Genomic DNA, 16,475 nt, shown 5'->3' with positions numbered 1-16,475 from the left:
TGCGCCGGCGGCAATGCCGGGCCGCCGTGCGCGGCCCCTCGTTGATGGTTTTCGTGCCGCGTGTATTACTTGACCGCCACCGCGGTCCGGTCTTCCTTGCGTTGCACGACGATCGACGACCACACGGCCGCGGCGATCATCGCCGCGCCGATCAGGCCCGTGACGACCTCGGGCACCTCGAACTTCACGCCGAGGAACATGATCGTTGCGAGCGCACCGATCGCCCAGAACGCACCGTGTTCCAGAAAGCGATACTGCGCGAGCGTACCCTTCTTCAGCAGCACGAGCGTCATCTCCCGGATGTAGGCCGCGCCGACGCCGAGGCCAAGCGCGATCAGGAAGATGTTGTTCGAAAGCGCGAATGCGCCGATCACGCCGTCGAAGCTGAACGACGAATCGAGCACTTCGAGATACATGAAACCCGCGACGCCTTCGCGCACCACGCGCGTGCCGGTGTCCTCACCGCCGATCAGGTCGCCGATGCCGTGCGCAATCACGAAGCTGATCACGCCGAACGCACCCGCGAGCAGAAAGCTCACTTGCTCGCCCGCCGGCACGTAGAACGACGCGACGATCACGATCGCGAGCGTCAGCGCCACTTCCAGCGCCGTAATGCGGCCGAGATGGCGCATCGGGCCTTCGAGGAAACCGATCCAGTGCTCGTCCTTCTCGGTGTCGAGCATGAACTTGAAGAACACCATCAACAGGAACGCACCGCCGAACGCCGACACCTGGTGATGCGCGGAGGTCAGAATCGCCGCGTACTTCTCCGGCGATTCGATCGCGAGCGTCAGCGCATCCCACATTCCGATGTGGCCGATCACCGCGACGATCAGCAGCGGGAACACGAGCCGCATGCCGAACACGGCAACCGGCAGGCCGAACACCATGAAGCGGTTGCGCCACTTCTCCGACCAGTTCTTGAGCACCGATGCGTTGACGACCGCGTTGTCGAGCGACAGCGAAATTTCGAGCACACACAGGACCGCGACGATCAGCATGTCCTTTACGCCGCCGAGGAGATAGGCCGCGATCAGCGCGAGCACCGTGAGCGACAGCGGGATCTTGAAGTCTTTCAACATGATGGGGTAATCGAGTTTTGAAAAAGGGGCATGCGGGCCGCGCTTACTTCGCGCGCACCCAGTCGCAGAATTCCTGCGTGATCAACTGTTCGTAGATCTGTTCATCGCTGAGATCGAGCGATTCGAGATGCAGGAAACCGACGTTCGGCATTTCGTCCGCGACTTCCGCGAGAAAGCCGAATTCGTTCGGATCGCCGACGCCGACGAGCGACCAGTACAGCGGAAAGTGCTGAGACTCGGCCATCAACTGGCGCACCCGCTTGCGGTCGTTCTTCGGGTTCTGCCCGTCGGTGACGAACAGCACCCATGCGGGCAGATGGCCGTTCACCGGTGCGGATGCGGCCGGCGCGGCCGCTTCGTCCGCGCTGCCGAACAGCCGGCTCAGGAAGCCGCGCTTTTCTTCGCGCTTCGGCTCCGGCGCGCGGAAGAAGAAGTCGACGATATCGTTCATCACCGGCGCGTACTGCGTGCCGCCCCACTTGTCGATCCGGGCTTCGAGCACGTGATCGGAGATGTACGAGCCGTAGTTGTCCGGCGTCGCGGTCGGCAGGCGGTCGTAGCCTTCGGTGAAGGTCCACGTGTCGACTTCGCCGTTGTCGTCGAACTTCAGCGCGATGCCGAGGATCCGGTCGTGCGTGTCCTGGATCACGCCCGACTGATACAGCGGCTTGGCTGAGCCCGAGATGTCGAGCGCCGCGCCGACGCGCACGACGGGCGGCTTCAGGATCTGGCGTTTTTCGAGGACGATTGCGACCTTTGCCGCGCGTTTCTCAAGCGTAATCATGCGGTATTCCTTAATTATGCTTCGGAGCGAATCGGGTGATCAGGTCCTGTTCGAGCTGGCGCAGGCGCGGCGCGTCCTGCTCACGCTGGCGCTTGCCGTCGGCGATGATCTGCGTGATGTCGTCGAATGCGCCGAACAGCTGCTGCTGCGCATATTCGAACGTGTCGGTCGAGATCACCGGGCGCTGGCCGAGCTTCGCGACTTCCTGCGCGTTCCGGCGGTTCAGGTCGGCCTGCGCGCGGATCGCCTCGTCGGCCGCGTCGTACGTCGCGTTCGCGAGCGCCGCCGCGCGCTTCGTGCTGAGCTGCTCGAGATAGAGCGCGAACGCGTTGGTCCACGCGGGGATCAGCACGGTCTTGATCGTCATGAACTTCGACGTCAGCGTACGTTTCTGGTCCTGCTCCATCCGGATCTGCGGCGCGAGCTGCTTCGACATCAGCATTGCGCGGTCGAGGTCGTCGAGCTTGCTTTCGAGCGCGTCGACCGTGCGCTTCACGTCGAGCAGGCGCTGCGCGGCGAACGCGTCGTCCGCCGGCTGCCGGCCGGCCGCGAGATGCGCGCGCAGCGTCGCGAGCGCCGTTTCGCCGTGCGCCTTCGACTGCGCGAGCTCCTGGTGCAGCGCGTAGTTGTCGTTGTACATCCGCTCGAGCTCGTCGATGCCGGCCTTCTGGCGCTGCGCATGGTTCTCGAGCTCGACGACGAGCGTATCCATCCGCTTGCTCACCGACTCGTATTGCGACAGCAGCTTTTCCTTTGTCGAGCGGAACAGCCGCGTGACTTGCGTGAGCAGCCCGCCCTTGTCGGCGCCGCGCGGGTCGAGTCCTTTCGCGGTCGCGATCAGTTCGTTGAGCTTGTCGCCAAACTGGTCGGCGTCGGACGCGCGGACGCTTGCGAGAATCTGCTGGGAAAAGGCGGCGATCCGCGTGCCTTGCGTCGCGCCGAGCTGATCGATCTCGTCGACGGTGATCAGGCGCGCGTGCTCCGTCGGCTGCGCTGCCGGCACGACGGCGGCGACAGGTGTGGCGACGGGTGACAAAGACGGGGTGGAAGGACGATCGCTGACCGCATCGGATTTCTTGTCGTCGAATAGCGGCTTCATGTGGCTAGCACGTTTCCTTTTCTGCTTTTTGCTACGTATTGTCGTGCGCGCGAGGCGCGCATCCGCGATAACCGCCGTGCTCTCTCACGGGCGGCAGACGGACAATAAATGGCACGGCTGCATTACGTCAAGGGACGGAATTCTTTCACTTTCCATTCATTTTGTAATGTTGCGTGCGGACGCGATGCCCGAACATCGCCGTTCCTGCCGCCATGCGCGCGGACCATGCAAGATCAGCGCGCGCCGAAACTTACATGTCTGACCAATGCGAAAGAAAAATGAAACCACCGATTCCGGCGGATTTCAGATGGTGCGCACGCACGCATGAGGCGCTCGCGGCAGTCGATCGCACACTACCGATCATGTACGCGATGCATGCCGAGCCGAGGCAGAATGAACGGCACGGATCGGTCACGACTCGTGAAACCCCACCGCCCGTCGATATCCACGAATGTCGCGCTGAAATGCCGGTCGTCGGCCCACGTGATGTCGTCCAGATGGCACGACGCATACATCGCGCCGACCGCGCGCTGCGCGCGCACCTTCAGCGGATCCTTCGACACGAGCGTGAACGTGACGGCTTCCTCGAACGGGCAGTCGTAGTCGGTGACGAGCAGATGCGCGGCCGGTATGGCTGTCGATGACGACGGATTTCTGACGTGCATGCAAGGGAGTGGCGGGCCGCCGCCAGAGTTTGCTATACTCTCGGTCTTCCGGAGAGATGGATGAGTGGTTTAAGTCGCACGCCTGGAAAGCGTGTATAGGTTAATCGCCTATCGGGGGTTCGAATCCCCCTCTCTCCGCCAGAATTCTTGGCGAAAACCCCGCAAAATCAATGATTTGCGGGGTTTTTTGTTTTCAAGCTCACGAATCGGCTACCCAAGCAGCGGCAGGTATTCGTTTCGCCCACCGGGTTCGGCCAGTGCATGATGCATGTCGTTCAGCAAGCTCGACGAGACGATCGCTATGCAGTGCGACGACGCAGGCACGACCTCGTATCGTGCCCGCGACGTGCGAATAGGTTTCAGTCCTCGAACGCAGATTGCTAAAAGCGATGTCGAATGCCGAAAACGACTTCCGCTTGACTCTGGGTGGTGGAAGCCGTCAGGCCGTTGAGGTTGGCGACCGCCCTCCCACCTGTCGAATCAGTGCCCGACGCGTGCTGATAGACCGCGTTTGCGTATAAATCCGTCCGCTTCGACAGAAAGTAATCGACGCCAATCGCACCTTGATTGTAAATCGCACCGTTGACGCCATAGCCTTTCAAGAAGTTGTAGCCGACGCCCAACTGGAGTGCAGGCGTGAGGCGATAGAGGATGTTGACTTCAATGTCGTGGAATCGTGCATCGCCACCCGCGCCTGTTGCCGGGAGACCCGGCAACGCCCCGATATTCTTGAACTGCGTGTTGCTGTAGTCGACAGCGAGGGTCGCGGCACCGACGACGTAAGAAGCGCCCGCAACGAAGATCTGCTGTCTTTTCGCGGACGCATAGCCCGAATACACACGACTTGCGCCCATATTGGACCCGGTAGCGCTTGAAGCCGCGTTATTGCCGAAGTAGGAGAAGTTGGGATCCCGTGCATCGGCGAAGGCGGCCCCAAGTGTGAGCGGCCCCCGAACATAGTTCGCCGCGACCGACCAGATCTGATTCTGGTTGAATTTTCCAGCGATACCGCCGAAGCTGTAGGCGCCCTCGAATGTGAATCCACCATACGACACGCTGGTGAACTTGATCGCATTGTTGATGTGGTTGCTGCCATCGGTGTTGTCTACATCGCCAGGATGGGCGCTCGCGTATCCGGCCCAAGTCTGAGCCGCGACGAACATGTAGATCAGGTCGGTAATCGGATCATATTGACGGCCGAACGTAACGGTACCCATGTTCGATGACGACAGGCCGACATACGCATGTCGCCCGAATTCGTCTCCCCCTTGGCCAAGCCTTCCGTTCGCAATACTAAATCCATTCTCCAGCACGAAAATCGTTTTCAGGCCGCCGCCGAGATCCTCGGAACCACGCATCCCCCAGCGATTGCCGGCGAGATTGCCCGCGCCCATTGAATACTGGCTATGACCGCCAATGTTGTTCGCATAGTTGATCCCGACGTCAATCAAGCCGTAGAGCGTAACGCTGCTCTGGGCACGTGCCGTACATGCGACCGAGGCTAGCAGGACCGCTGCAATCAGAGACTTTTTCATGTGAATGCGGTATGGGTGAATAAAGGCAGTTGAAACAATGTCCTTCATGCGTGGCAGGCAGCGCTTTCGGGAACGAAGAGAACGCCGGCAATCATCGTTGCAGGCGACCAGCAGATGGCGGTCCGGTCGATCACTCCGGCAAATGCGGCAGCACGAAAGACAGCGTGGCCTCGTGCTCGTCGCTGTTCGTCTTCGCGGGTTCCGACGACGGCGAGTCGAATTTCGCAACGACGACGTTCAAACCCTGGTTGCGCACCGGAATCGTCACGTTGCCGTCGGCTCCCGTCTTAAGCGGTTCGGAGTCTGGATCGTTGAGAAGGTCTGGCTGCACCTCGACGCCCGCTGCGGGCTTGCCGTCATACAGCACCCGAACCGTGAGCGGCTGGCCCATCCGATCCGGCAGTTGATTGCCGACCGGCACGATCTGCAGCTTCTGCCCTGGCAGTATCGGCATCGCCCCATGCAGAGGGCGACGCAGATGCACCGCGTACTTGAACGTGTGCAAGCTGATCTCGGCGTTGGGCACTTCATCCTTGCCCTTGTTGTACCACTTGCCGTCCGTCGTCTTGCTCCACAGGCCGTTGTCCAACACGCCGGCAACGATTGCCGGCTGGTTGTCGGTATTCACTACGAGCAGCGGGCCACTGGCCGTGAGTTGCGTGGAAACCTCCTTGCCTTGTTCGTCGTAGGCGGTGACGCTCTTTACCTTGGACTGCCGCTTGATCATGTCCAGGTCGTCGGCGCCGATGCCGTAGACCAACGCCAGTTGGTTCGAGCGCTGCGCGAACCAGATGCCATGGGCCTGCGCGAGGCTGCTCGTGCCCATGCCTGCGAGCAGGCTTGCCACGACGGCCAGCTTTGTCGGGATCTTCATTTGTATCTCCATCCAGTGGTTGAAAAAAAACGGTCGATTCCTGTCGATCTCATTGGCCATGAAGGCGATGCGCCGTGCAGTCTCAGCAACGCTGCAAATAGCTCGCACCTGCGCTTGACGAGCGCATGCCAAGCCGAGAGTGCGATCCTCGATCGCGCCAACGGCCTCTCCAATCAGAAATTTGTTTATGGTTTTACCGGCGCCGCCGGTCGTTTCACTTAAAGATCGAGTACCAGCGTCCGGCTATTGGCGCGCGAGCAGCAGGGAGTGAAGAGGTCGTTTCTTTTTCTCTCGTCATCGGAGAGAAACAAGTCGCGATGTTGCGGTTCGCCATCCAGCACACGCGTCACGCAGGTGCCGCAGACGCCTTGTTCGCACGACGCCTGAATATGGATTCCGCAATCGGCCAAAGCCACCATGACGGTCTTGTCTTCTGGTATCCGAATCGTCTTGCCCGTGCTTGCGATCACGACATCGAATTCGAAATTTCCGTCACATTCCCTCTGCTCTGCGCTGAAGTACTCCCGGTGTATTCGGTCTTCGCGCCACCCCTTTCCCAATGCTGCGTTGATGACCGCATTCATGAATGCTTCACCGCCGCATACGTACAGGTGCGTTTCGGTATCGTGACTGTCGAAAAATCCGGCCAGGTCCAGCCGCTGCTGTTGCTCGTCTTGCGTGAAGTGAAAGAAAGCGCGGTGGGCGAATGTCGAACGCTGGATGCGCTCGACAAAGGCAGCGCGAGACGCGGAGCGCGCAAAGTAGTGCATGTCGAAATCGGCTCCCACATCAGCCAGGTGTTCCGACATGCTCAGGATCGGCGTGATACCGATACCGCCCGCGACAAGCACGGAGCGCTTCGCGGTTTCCACGAGCGGGAAGAAATTTTTAGGCAGGCCGACTTCGATCAAGTCCCCTTCGCCGAGCCGCTCATGCATGGCCTTCGATCCGCCGCGCGTCGATTCGGCCAGCATGACGGCAATCAGATAACGATGCCTCTCCGCTGAGGAATTGCACAACGAGTATTGACGCACCTTTCCACCGGGTACATGAACATCGATGTGGGAGCCGGCCGTAAATGGCGGCAGCGGTTTTCCGGCAGGGTCGACGAGTTCGAACGATTGAACGTTCTCCGCCTCGGCTGTTTTCCTGGCCACTTTCAACGTGAGCGTCGTCTGTTGAGCCGCGGGCGCCGACGCGAGCGCCGATTCAGGCCGTTTGCGTTTTCCGCGCAGATAGCTTCCGATGCCGATGTAAGCCAGGACCGGCACCGAGAGTACGCCGATGAGTTGCAGCACTTGCAAAAACCCGCCGCTCAGCCATCCGTAATGCAGTGCAAGCGCCGTCAGGTAAATTCGATGACCTAAGCTGTTATCGGAATAGGAAGTAAACCGCAATACCTTGCCCGTTCTCGTATCGAGACTTGCATAGGAAAATGCATTGATATGCGGTGCGTCGCGTGCGACGAGGTCGACGTTGAAAGCATCCCCGGGATTGGCTGGGTAGTGAATGCGGGCATATTCCGGCTTCGGCACCAGAGCCTGTGCTCGTTGCCACAGTTCCTCCACGGGCAAACCGGGCGTAGTGGACTGTACGACCAGTTTGGGGGACGGCGTGGGGGGCATGGAGGCCGTCAGTGCATAGAGCGCGTCCCTCACGAACTGGAACGACTGCAAGGCACCGGTGAGCGCACACGCAAGCAGGATGACGCTGACATAGCCGCCGAGCCGTTTGTGCAGGTTGAGCCGGCGCGCACGAACGGGAAGGTTGACCGCGGTCGCGTCGGCTCGCCTGCGTTTGCGCAGCGTCTCCGGAATCCACACCGCCAGGCCGCCAACGACGAGGACGAACGCAAATGTCAGCGCAAGCGATCCTGCGACAACGCTTCCATTTTTCAGGAAATGAAAACTGTGGAGGGCAGCCATCGCACCGAACAGGCCGCCGTAACGATCCTCGCTTCCGAGGACTTTGCCGGTGCATGGATTTACGTAGTACCACCGGTTGTCGCCAAGGAGAATACGTGTGCTGGAATCCGCGTCACCGTATATGCGGAGTTGCTTTGGCCGGCCTGCTGCCGGATTGGAAGCGCGGGCATTGGCGATCAACGTATCAAGCGGCAGGCGCGCGTTACACGTCTGAACTTTGAGCAGACCAGGGTAGACGACCGGTTCGAGCTGCGCACGAAATAGCATGCCCGCGCCCGTCATCGCCACCATGACGACGAACAGGCCAATGCTCAGACCTATCACCCGATGTAACTGAAGAATATTCTTGCCCAGAGATACTCGCATAGGACCGCCAATAAACGGAAAGAGGTTGGCCTTGACAGTACGTGTTCCCGTGGTGATGCTATGAGTCCAATTCAGAAAGTTCGATAGGTCCAATGGCTGACTCGCTGCTCGCCGACCTCCTGATCAGCCGCCTTCGTCGAGACGGGTCCGCACCGCTACAGGTCCAGATCGCGAACGCGATCCGAGACGCGATATCCGACGGCACGCTGAAGGCCTCGACGCGTTTGCCGTCGTCGCGAACGCTCGCAGCGGCACTCGAGGTTTCCCGGATAACCGTCGTAACGTCTTATGAAAGGCTCTCGGCCGACGGCTATCTTCGTTCCGACTCCACGAGCGGCACGCTTGTCGCCGACACGCTGCCGCAATCGACGAAGCCGTCGCTCCGAGCGTCGACGGCACGAACGCTGTCTGAACGCGGGGAGCAACTGATACGCGCTCCCGCCGGCATTCAGGAGCGCAACGGCGCGTTCGTGCCTGGGGTCTGCGATACGGCTCACTTTCCTTATCAGACATGGAGGCGTATCCAGAATCGCTATCTCGGGGAGCAGCACGTGGATCTCATGGGCTACTCCAATCCAGGGGGATATCTCCCGTTGCGCCGCGCGCTGTCCGATTACTTGCGCATATCGCGAGCAGTCCGAACTACCCCGGAGCAGATCATCGTGACCATGGGCAGCAATCAGTCGATCGATCTTTGCTCGCGCATTCTGGCCGATGCGGGTGAACTGGCTTATGTCGAGAACCCTTGCCATTGGGCGACACCGATCCTGTTGCGCGCCAATGGGCTGGATGTGGAGGCTATTGCCGTCGATCACAACGGCATACAGATCGAACGATGCGTGCGTCGGCCCCGCCTGATCGTGACGACGCCATCGCATCAGTTTCCGATGGGCGTCACATTGTCGGACGAACGGCGCACCCGGCTGTGCGAGGCTGCCGAGCGGTGGGACGCATTCGTGCTGGAAGACGACTACGACAGTGAATTCCGATATGACCAGCGCGCGCTTCCGTCTCTTCAAGGTGCCGATAAAAGCGATCGCGTCATTTTGATGGGAACGTTCAGCAAGATCATGTATCCCGGCATGAGGCTCAGCTATATCGTCGTTCCGCCCGATCTGGTCGATTCCTTTGCAGCCGCTTCGTTACGCTTGTACAGGCCAGGGCACCTTTCGTTACAGGCGGCGATGGCCGACTTCATTGCCGACGGGCATTTCGCGAAGCATATTCGGCGGATGCGCGATATCTACGGTGCAAGACATTCGGAATTGCTCCGATGCCTGGATCAGAGTTTTGGCGATGCACTCGAGACGTCGCGAAACGCGGTGGGTCTGCATATGACTGTCAGGATTCGCGATCTGGTCGACTTCGACACGACCATATCGCGTTCTCTCGAACAGGGCATTTACCTTCGCCGGCTTCACACGTTCAATCAAGGCGATCCAAAATTTCGTGACGGATTTCTGTTGGGGTTCGGCGCGCTCGATGTCGAAGCCATCCGCCCCTCCGTCCAGACCTTCGCCCATATCGTCGAGCGCGTCATATCCGTTCAGGATTCGAGGTAGCGAACCCGGCGAGCGTCAAACACAAACCACGTCGCCTGATTCGTTCAATATCTCGAGTAGCATTGGCGCTTGTTCGATGCTTTTCATCAGTCATACTCGGCCATATCTCTTTCCCGAAGCCGTCGAAGCCGTGATGGACGAACCCATCTACTTGATCGTCGGCGCGTGCGGCAATGCGACCGTTCCGTCCCGCCGGCCTCCCCGCGCCCTCCCCCTCACGGATGCCGAATGTAATCCACCAGCGCCCGCGTATATTCATCCGGCCGCCGATCGCACAGACTCACCGCAATTGCCACCGCAAACCCGGCCGGCACGCCGAACACGCCCGAACTGATCGGCTCGATCCCGAACCACGTGCGCCCCGCGAACCCCGTCAGCTGCGTGAAGTACGGATAGGTCGACACGATGTAGTACACGCACACCGCGAGCCCCGTCACCATCCCGGCGATCGCGCCGCGCGTCGTCGTGCGCTTCCAGAACACGCCGAGCACGAGCACCGGAAAGAAGCTCGATGCCGCCAGCGAGAACGCAGCGCCGACGAGAAACAGGATCTTTCCCGTATTGAGCGACGCGACATACGACGCGAACAGCGCGACGCCGAGCAGCAGCACCTTCGAGATCGTCACGCGTCGCTGGCTCGACGCGTCCGGCGCGACCATGCAGTAATAGACGTCATGCGACAGCGCGTTCGCGATCGTCAGCAGCAGCCCGTCCGCAGTCGACAGCGCCGCGGCAAGCGCGCCGGCCGCGATCAGTCCCGACACGACATACGGCAGCCCGGCGATCTCCGGCGCGGCCAGCACGACCATGTCCGGCTGCATCTGGATTTCCGACCAGTGCACGATGCCGTCGCGAATCACCTCGACGACACTGATCAGATCGGGTTCGAAGTGATGCCATTGCATGACCCACGCCGGCAATTCGGCGAACGGCCGCCCGACGAGGTTCGCAAGGATCTCGTACTTGATCAGCACCGCGAGCACCGGCACGCTCAGGTAGAACAGCGCGATGAAGAACAGCGTCCAGCCGACCGAGCGTCGCGCCGACGCGACCGACGTGGTCGTGTTGTAGCGCGTCAGGATATGCGGCAGGCTCGCGGTGCCGAGCGACAGGCACAGCAGCAGCGCGAGGAAATTCCGCTCGCGCGGCTTGCGTTCGTCGTCGCTCGCGGCGGGAAACGGCTCGTGCATCGGCACGGGCGGCTCGGCACGGGCCAGCAGATCGTCGCGCGCCTGCGTCCACGCGACGCGCGCCGCCGCCGGATCGCGCGGGAAGTCGGCCAACTCGCGCTCGCGCTGGCTGATCTCGCGCAGCGGCCCGTTATGGCGCCGCAAGTCGGCGAGCTGGTCAACGAGATGCCGGCGCGCGTCCGCATAGGACGCCGGCAACCGGTCGAGCCGCGTCTGAATGTCCGCGGCCTGCCGCCGATACGCGTCACGCACCTGCTGCTCGTCGGCCGCATCGCGCACCTGCGCCTCGCGCGCCGCGACACGCTCCATCAGCTTGCCGTAATTGAACTGCGGCACGGGGCCGAGCCCGTTCTTCATCGCGATCAGCGACACCGGAATCAGGATCGCGCTGATCAGGATGATGTACTGCGCGACCTGCGTCCACGTGACCGCGCGCATCCCGCCGAGAAACGAACACACGAGAATCCCCGCGAGCCCGCAGAAGATCCCGATCGCGAAATCGACGCCGATGAAGCGCGTCGCGATCAAGCCGATCCCCTGGATCTGCGCGACCAGATACACGAACGAACACAGGATCGCCGCACCGGCCGCCAGCGCGCGCACAGCCGTGCTCGAAAAGCGCGTGCCGAGAAAGTCGGGAATCGTGTAGCGCGCGAGCTTGCGCACATAAGGCGCGAGCAGGAACGCGACGAGGCAGAACCCACCCGTCCAGCCCATCACGTACGCCAGCGCGTCGTAGCCGGTTGAGTACAGCGATCCGGCCAGGCCGATGAACGACGCGGCCGACAGCCAGTCGGCCGCCGTCGCCATCCCGTTGAACGCGGAAGGCACGCGCCGCCCGGCCACGTAGTACTCGACGAGATCGGACGTGCGCGACAGCAGCCCGATCACCGCATACACGGCGATCGGCACGAACAGGAACACATAGCCGATCCAGACACCGGAGCCGGTTGCACGCTCGATCCGCCACATCAGCAGCACGAACCCGAGAAAACCCAGCGTGTAGAGCGCGTATGCGCGTATCAGTCGATGCGTCAGCATGAATCAGCGCCCGCCGTGCGCATTGCCGGTGCGTGCCGCATGGTCGTCGTACGCGCGGCGCAGCGTGCGGTCCGCGCGTTGCATCAGCCCGATGTAGACGACGATCAGCACGAGATACACGAGAATCGCGCCCTGCGCGCCGACATAGAACGGCAGGCTGAAGCCGGCGAACCGGACCCCGGCGAGCGCGGGCCCGAAGAACGGCACGATGAACGACACCGAGAAACCGACCGCCATCAGCACCGCGATCAACGCGACGTTGAAACGCCAGTAGCGCGCGTGGGCGCGCGCGAGCGGCTCGGGAACGGGCGGCGGCGCGACAGGCGCCGGACGGGTCGGAACGGTCATGCCGTTATTTAGCAAAAAGCCCCTGCGCGGACAATCGGGATTGCCGCGCAGGGGCTCATGCGCGCGTGGCGCACGACAGGTGAGATCAGCGCACTTCGGCGAGCTGATCGAGAATGGCCGGATTCTCGAGCGTGGACGTGTCCTGCGTGATCGCCTCGCCCTTCGCGAGCGAGCGCAGCAGGCGCCGCATGATCTTGCCCGAGCGCGTCTTCGGCAGGTTGTCGCCGAAACGGATGTCCTTCGGCTTCGCGATCGGCCCGATCTGCTTGCCGACCCAGTCGCGCAGCGTCTTCGCGAGCGCCGCCGCTTCCTCGCCCTCCGGGCGCGAACGCTTCAGAACCACGAACGCGACCACCGCCTCGCCCGTCGTGTCGTCCGGCCGGCCGACCACGGCCGCCTCCGCAACGAGCTCGTGCGACACCAGCGCCGACTCGATCTCCATCGTGCCGAGCCGGTGGCCCGACACGTTCAGCACGTCGTCGATCCGGCCCATGATCGTGAAGTAGCCGGTGTCCTTGTCGCGCACGGTGCCGTCGCCGGCCAGATAGAGCGTGCCGCCGAGCTCTTCCGGGTAGTAACTCTTCTTGAAACGCTCCGGATCGCCCCAGATCGTGCGGATCATCGCGGGCCACGGGCGCTTGACGACGAGGATGCCGCCTTGCCCGTTCGGCACGTCCTGGCCCGTCTCGTCGACCACCGCCGCCATGATGCCCGGCAGCGGCAGCGTGCACGAACCGGGCACGGTCGGCGTCGCGCCCGGCAGCGGCGTGATCATGTGGCCGCCCGTCTCGGTCTGCCACCACGTATCGACGATCGGGCAGCGCTCCTGGCCGACGTGCTTGTGATACCACATCCACGCTTCCGGGTTGATCGGCTCGCCGACCGTGCCGATGATGCGCAGGCTCGACAGGTCATGGCTCTTCGGATGCACCTTGTCGTCGGCGTCGGCCGCCTTGATCAGCGAACGGATCGCGGTCGGCGCGGTGTAGAACACGCTGACCTTGTGGTCGCCGATCATCTTCCAGAAACGGCCCGCGTCCGGATAGGTCGGCACGCCTTCGAACACGACCTGCGTGCCGCCGCACGCGAGCGGGCCGTACGTGATGTACGTATGGCCGGTGACCCAGCCGATGTCGGCCGTGCACCAGAACACGTCGGTCGGTTTCCAGTCGAAGGTCCATTTCATCGTCTGCGCGGCCCACAGCAGGTAGCCGCCGGTGCTGTGCTGCACGCCCTTCGGCTTGCCGGTCGAGCCCGACGTATACAGGATGAACAGCGGATGCTCGGCGCCGACCCATTCCGGCTCGCAGCGGTCGGACTCGCCGTCCACGATCTCGTGCATCCACAGGTCGCGGCCCGCATGCCAGTCGATCTTGCCGCCGGTGCGGCGATAGACGATCACGCTCTTCACGGCTTCGCAGCCGCCCATTGCGATCGCTTCATCGGCGATGCTCTTGAGCGGCAGCGTCTTGCCGCCGCGCGCCTGCTCGTCGGCGGTGACGAGCGCGACCGCGCCGACGTCGACGAGCCGCTCGTTCAGCGATTTCGCGGAGAAGCCGCCGAACACGACCGAGTGCGTCGCGCCGATGCGCGCGCAGGCCTGCATCGCGACGATGCCTTCGATCGACATCGGGATATAGATGACGACGCGATCGCCCTTGCCGATGCCGCGTTGCTTCAGCGCATTCGCGAAGCGCGACACGCGCGCGAGCAGATCGGCATAGGTGACGCGCGTGACGGTGCCGTCGTCGGCTTCGAAGATTACCGCGACGCGCTCGCCGTTGCCGGCTTCGACGTGACGGTCGAGGCAGTTGTACGACGCGTTCAGCTCGCCGTCGTCGAACCATTTGTAGAACGGCGCGTTGCTCTCGTCGAGCACCTTGGTGAACGGCTTGCGCCACGCGAGGCCCTCGCGCGCGAGACGCGCCCAGAAGCCTTCGTAATCGCGCTCGGCCTCGGCGACGAGCGCGCGATAGGCCGGCATGCCGGAAATGGCCGCCGCCTGCTCGAGCGCCGCGGGCGGCGCAAACTGGCGGGTTTCGTGAAGAACCGATTCAATCGCAGACATCGACAACCCCTTGGTGAACATGAATCCTCTGCATGGCAGCGCGATCGTGCGCGCCGCGCGTCTTGGCCGGCGCATCCGCGCCGCTGTCTCCCACCACCCGCACGCGGCCGCGAAGGCTGCGCGCGATGCTGCACCGCACCACGTCACGCAACGATGAACGTGCGGCGCGGCAGTTTCCACGATAAGCGCTCCAACTTACCCGTCACTTACGCGGCATGGCCGTTTCGCACGCCGGGCGGCGCTTTGCGCTGTAACGACCGCGACCCTACAATCCTAACTGAACTCGCCCCCCGGATTCCAGCTTGAATCGCTACGCCCTCTTCCTCATCCTGTCGATGCTGTTCGTCGGCAGCAACGTCGGTATCGGTAAATCCATCGTTGCATTCGTTCCCGTCGCCATCCTCGCCACGCTGCGCTTCGTGATCGCGATCGCCGTGCTGTGGCCGCTGTTCAGCCCCGTGAAGATGCGCGCGGTCAAGCGCGGCGAGTGGCTGAACCTGTTCCTGCAGGCGTTCTTCGGCACCTTCATGTTCACGCTGCTGATGCTCAACGGCGTGCAGCGCACGAGCGCGGTGGCGGCCGGCGTCATCACGAGCACGATCCCGGCGATCGTCGCACTGTTCGCGTGGCTGATCCTGCGTGAAAAACCGAACGGCCGTGCGCTCGTGTCGATCGCGCTCGCGATCGCCGGCGTCGTGACGATCAATCTCGCCAACGGCAGCACGGCCGCGCACGGCGCCCATGGCGACGCGTCCGGCTCGCTGACCGGCAACCTGCTGATCCTCGGCGCGGTGTGCTGCGAATCGATCTACGTGATCCTGTCGCGCCGGCTCACGCAGACGCTCGCGCCGATCGACATCTGCGCGTACACGCACCTGTTCGGCCTGTTCCTGATGCTGCCGCTCGGCGCGACGGCGCTGTGGCATTTCGATTACGCAAGCGTGCCGGCCGGCACGTGGGCCCTCATCGTCTGGTATGGCCTGTCGGCCAGCATCTTCTCGTTCTGGTTGTGGATGAAAGGCATCCGGCACGTGCCGGGCAGCCTCGCCGGCGTGTTCAGCGCGGTACTGCCGATCGCCGCGGCCGCGTACGGGATCGCATTCCTCGGCGAGCGCCCGACGCTCGCGCACGGCATCGCGCTCGCGTGCGTCGTCGCCGGCATCGTGCTCGCGAGCCTGCGCGTGAAGCACGTGCCGGCGGCCGCATCCTGATCGGTCCCCGCCAGTGCCGGCGCGTCGCTGCAGTCGCGCCGGCCGACGCGTTACAATAGCGCGCCTTTTCAAGATTACCCCCGATACCTGCGCACCGCGCCCGCACCGCCATCATGTCCGCCCCGCATTCGCCCGGCCACCCCGCCCGTCGCTCGCTTCGCCCGCTTCCCGCGCTGATTTTCATGAGCCGCTGGCTCCAGGTTCCGCTTTACCTCGGCCTGATCGTCGCGCAGGCCGTCTACGTGTTCCTGTTCCTGAAGGAAGTCTGGCACCTGCTGTCGCATGCGGCCGGCCTCGACGAAGTCAGCGTGATGCTCGCGGTGCTCGGCCTGATCGACGTGGTGATGATCTCGAACCTGCTGATCATGGTGATCGTCGGCGGTTACGAAACGTTCGTGTCGCGCCTCGGCATCGAGGGCCACCCCGACGAGCCCGAATGGCTCGACCACGTGAATGCGGGCGTGCTGAAGGTCAAGCTGTCGATGGCGCTGATCAGCATTTCGTCGATCCACCTGCTGAAAACGTTCATCAACCCCGACCAGCACACGACGCACGCGATCATGTGGCAGGTGATCATCCACGTGTCGTTCCTCGTGTCGGCGCTCGTGATGGCGTGGGTCGACCGCCTGACGACCCACACGCACCCGGCCCATTTCCACGAGACGCATGCGCCCGCCGCGGCCGCGTCCCGCAAACCGGCCGAAGCAGCCGTCAACGCATAAAAC

At 62.7% G+C, this 16,475-nt stretch carries 14 protein-coding genes and 1 tRNA gene; 5 read left to right on the top strand and 10 right to left on the bottom strand.

The features are described 5' to 3' along the window. Positions 1-65: 65 nt before the first annotated feature. The 4 genes from DM992_RS09205 to DM992_RS09190 all read right to left on the bottom strand — a co-directional run bounded on the left by DM992_RS09205 (position 66) and on the right by DM992_RS09190 (position 3,630). Entirely contained in the window at positions 66-1,082 is a 1,017-nt protein-coding gene (locus DM992_RS09205; protein ID WP_111016581.1) for a DUF475 domain-containing protein, read from the bottom strand. Between the two features lie 43 nt (positions 1,083-1,125). Further along, positions 1,126-1,866 (bottom strand): VWA domain-containing protein, encoded by a 741-nt coding sequence (locus DM992_RS09200; RefSeq protein ID WP_111016580.1) that lies wholly within the window; start codon positions 1,864-1,866, stop codon positions 1,126-1,128. A 10-nt stretch (positions 1,867-1,876) separates the two neighbouring features. Then, positions 1,877-2,965: a toxic anion resistance protein gene (locus DM992_RS09195; RefSeq protein ID WP_111016579.1), complete on the bottom strand. Its 1,089-nt coding sequence runs from the start codon at positions 2,963-2,965 to the stop codon at positions 1,877-1,879. A gap of 353 nt (positions 2,966-3,318) precedes the next feature. Further along, on the bottom strand, positions 3,319-3,630 hold the full coding sequence (locus DM992_RS09190; protein WP_204356072.1) for a hypothetical protein: 312 nt from the start codon (positions 3,628-3,630) through the stop codon (positions 3,319-3,321). A 50-nt stretch (positions 3,631-3,680) separates the two neighbouring features. On the opposite strand from DM992_RS09190, the gene DM992_RS09185 reads away from it, so the two are divergent. Beyond that, positions 3,681-3,771, top strand: a tRNA-Ser gene (locus DM992_RS09185). Between the two features lie 239 nt (positions 3,772-4,010). Here the strand turns inward: DM992_RS09185 and DM992_RS09180 are convergent. Next, on the bottom strand, positions 4,011-5,165 hold the full coding sequence (locus DM992_RS09180) for a porin (protein WP_105391903.1): 1,155 nt from the start codon (positions 5,163-5,165) through the stop codon (positions 4,011-4,013). Between the two features lie 130 nt (positions 5,166-5,295). Then, complete coding sequence (locus tag DM992_RS09175; RefSeq protein WP_105391874.1) at positions 5,296-6,039, bottom strand: DUF4198 domain-containing protein; 744 nt, start codon at positions 6,037-6,039, stop codon at positions 5,296-5,298. Between DM992_RS09175 and DM992_RS41565 the strand changes: the two genes are divergently transcribed. Further along, positions 6,040-6,261 carry a hypothetical protein gene (locus DM992_RS41565; RefSeq protein ID WP_162631616.1) on the top strand — a complete coding sequence of 74 codons (222 nt, stop codon included), beginning with the start codon at positions 6,040-6,042 and terminating at the stop codon, positions 6,259-6,261. It begins immediately after the preceding gene. On the opposite strand, the gene DM992_RS43495 is transcribed toward DM992_RS41565, so the two are convergent. Beyond that, positions 6,258-8,330, bottom strand: coding sequence for a PepSY domain-containing protein (locus tag DM992_RS43495; RefSeq protein ID WP_111016578.1), 2,073 nt, complete (start codon positions 8,328-8,330; stop codon positions 6,258-6,260). The two genes, DM992_RS41565 and DM992_RS43495, sit on opposite strands and share 4 nt — an antisense overlap. Before the next feature lie 92 nt (positions 8,331-8,422). Here DM992_RS43495 and DM992_RS09165 point away from each other — a divergent pair, with 92 nt between their 5' ends. Beyond that, the gene (locus tag DM992_RS09165; RefSeq protein ID WP_111016577.1) at positions 8,423-9,892 is read left to right on the top strand and encodes a PLP-dependent aminotransferase family protein; all 1,470 of its coding nucleotides are present in this window, start codon (positions 8,423-8,425) and stop codon (positions 9,890-9,892) included. A 215-nt stretch (positions 9,893-10,107) separates the two neighbouring features. Here the strand turns inward: DM992_RS09165 and DM992_RS09160 are convergent, their stop codons facing one another. From DM992_RS09160 to acs, 3 genes are all read right to left on the bottom strand, one after another. Further along, the gene (locus DM992_RS09160; protein ID WP_111016576.1) at positions 10,108-12,123 is read right to left on the bottom strand and encodes a sodium:solute symporter family protein; all 2,016 of its coding nucleotides are present in this window, start codon (positions 12,121-12,123) and stop codon (positions 10,108-10,110) included. Positions 12,124-12,126: 3 nt separating this feature from the next. Continuing rightward, entirely contained in the window at positions 12,127-12,471 is a 345-nt protein-coding gene (locus DM992_RS09155) for a DUF4212 domain-containing protein (RefSeq protein ID WP_111016575.1), read from the bottom strand. Positions 12,472-12,556: 85 nt separating this feature from the next. Then, positions 12,557-14,539, bottom strand: coding sequence for an acetate--CoA ligase (gene acs / locus DM992_RS09150; RefSeq protein ID WP_111017865.1), 1,983 nt, complete (start codon positions 14,537-14,539; stop codon positions 12,557-12,559). 302 nt (positions 14,540-14,841) lie between these two features. On the opposite strand from acs, the gene DM992_RS09140 reads away from it, so the two are divergent. Then, complete coding sequence (locus tag DM992_RS09140) at positions 14,842-15,750, top strand: DMT family transporter (protein ID WP_111016574.1); 909 nt, start codon at positions 14,842-14,844, stop codon at positions 15,748-15,750. A gap of 113 nt (positions 15,751-15,863) precedes the next feature. After that, on the top strand, positions 15,864-16,472 hold the full coding sequence (locus tag DM992_RS09135) for a TIGR00645 family protein (protein WP_111016573.1): 609 nt from the start codon (positions 15,864-15,866) through the stop codon (positions 16,470-16,472). Positions 16,473-16,475 lie beyond the last annotated feature (3 nt).

The sequence above is a fragment of the Burkholderia sp. JP2-270 genome, assembly GCF_003233675.1.
Lineage (GTDB): Bacteria > Pseudomonadota > Gammaproteobacteria > Burkholderiales > Burkholderiaceae > Burkholderia > Burkholderia pyrrocinia_C.
This window is presented reverse-complemented; position numbering and strand designations above follow the sequence as displayed.

Coding starts and splice junctions, on each gene's coding strand:
- DM992_RS09200 (WP_111016580.1), bottom strand. CDS start 1,866: ATGATTACGCTTGAGAAACGCGCGGCAAAGGTCGCAATCGTCCTCGAA.
- DM992_RS09175 (WP_105391874.1), bottom strand. CDS start 6,039: ATGAAGATCCCGACAAAGCTGGCCGTCGTGGCAAGCCTGCTCGCAGGC.
- DM992_RS09180 (WP_105391903.1), bottom strand. CDS start 5,165: ATGAAAAAGTCTCTGATTGCAGCGGTCCTGCTAGCCTCGGTCGCATGT.
- DM992_RS09205 (WP_111016581.1), bottom strand. CDS start 1,082: ATGTTGAAAGACTTCAAGATCCCGCTGTCGCTCACGGTGCTCGCGCTG.
- DM992_RS09165 (WP_111016577.1), top strand. CDS start 8,423: ATGGCTGACTCGCTGCTCGCCGACCTCCTGATCAGCCGCCTTCGTCGA.
- DM992_RS09195 (WP_111016579.1), bottom strand. CDS start 2,965: ATGAAGCCGCTATTCGACGACAAGAAATCCGATGCGGTCAGCGATCGT.
- DM992_RS09160 (WP_111016576.1), bottom strand. CDS start 12,123: ATGCTGACGCATCGACTGATACGCGCATACGCGCTCTACACGCTGGGT.
- acs (WP_111017865.1), bottom strand. CDS start 14,539: ATGTCTGCGATTGAATCGGTTCTTCACGAAACCCGCCAGTTTGCGCCG.
- DM992_RS09155 (WP_111016575.1), bottom strand. CDS start 12,471: ATGACCGTTCCGACCCGTCCGGCGCCTGTCGCGCCGCCGCCCGTTCCC.
- DM992_RS09135 (WP_111016573.1), top strand. CDS start 15,864: ATGTCCGCCCCGCATTCGCCCGGCCACCCCGCCCGTCGCTCGCTTCGC.
- DM992_RS43495 (WP_111016578.1), bottom strand. CDS start 8,330: ATGCGAGTATCTCTGGGCAAGAATATTCTTCAGTTACATCGGGTGATA.
- DM992_RS09190 (WP_204356072.1), bottom strand. CDS start 3,630: ATGCACGTCAGAAATCCGTCGTCATCGACAGCCATACCGGCCGCGCAT.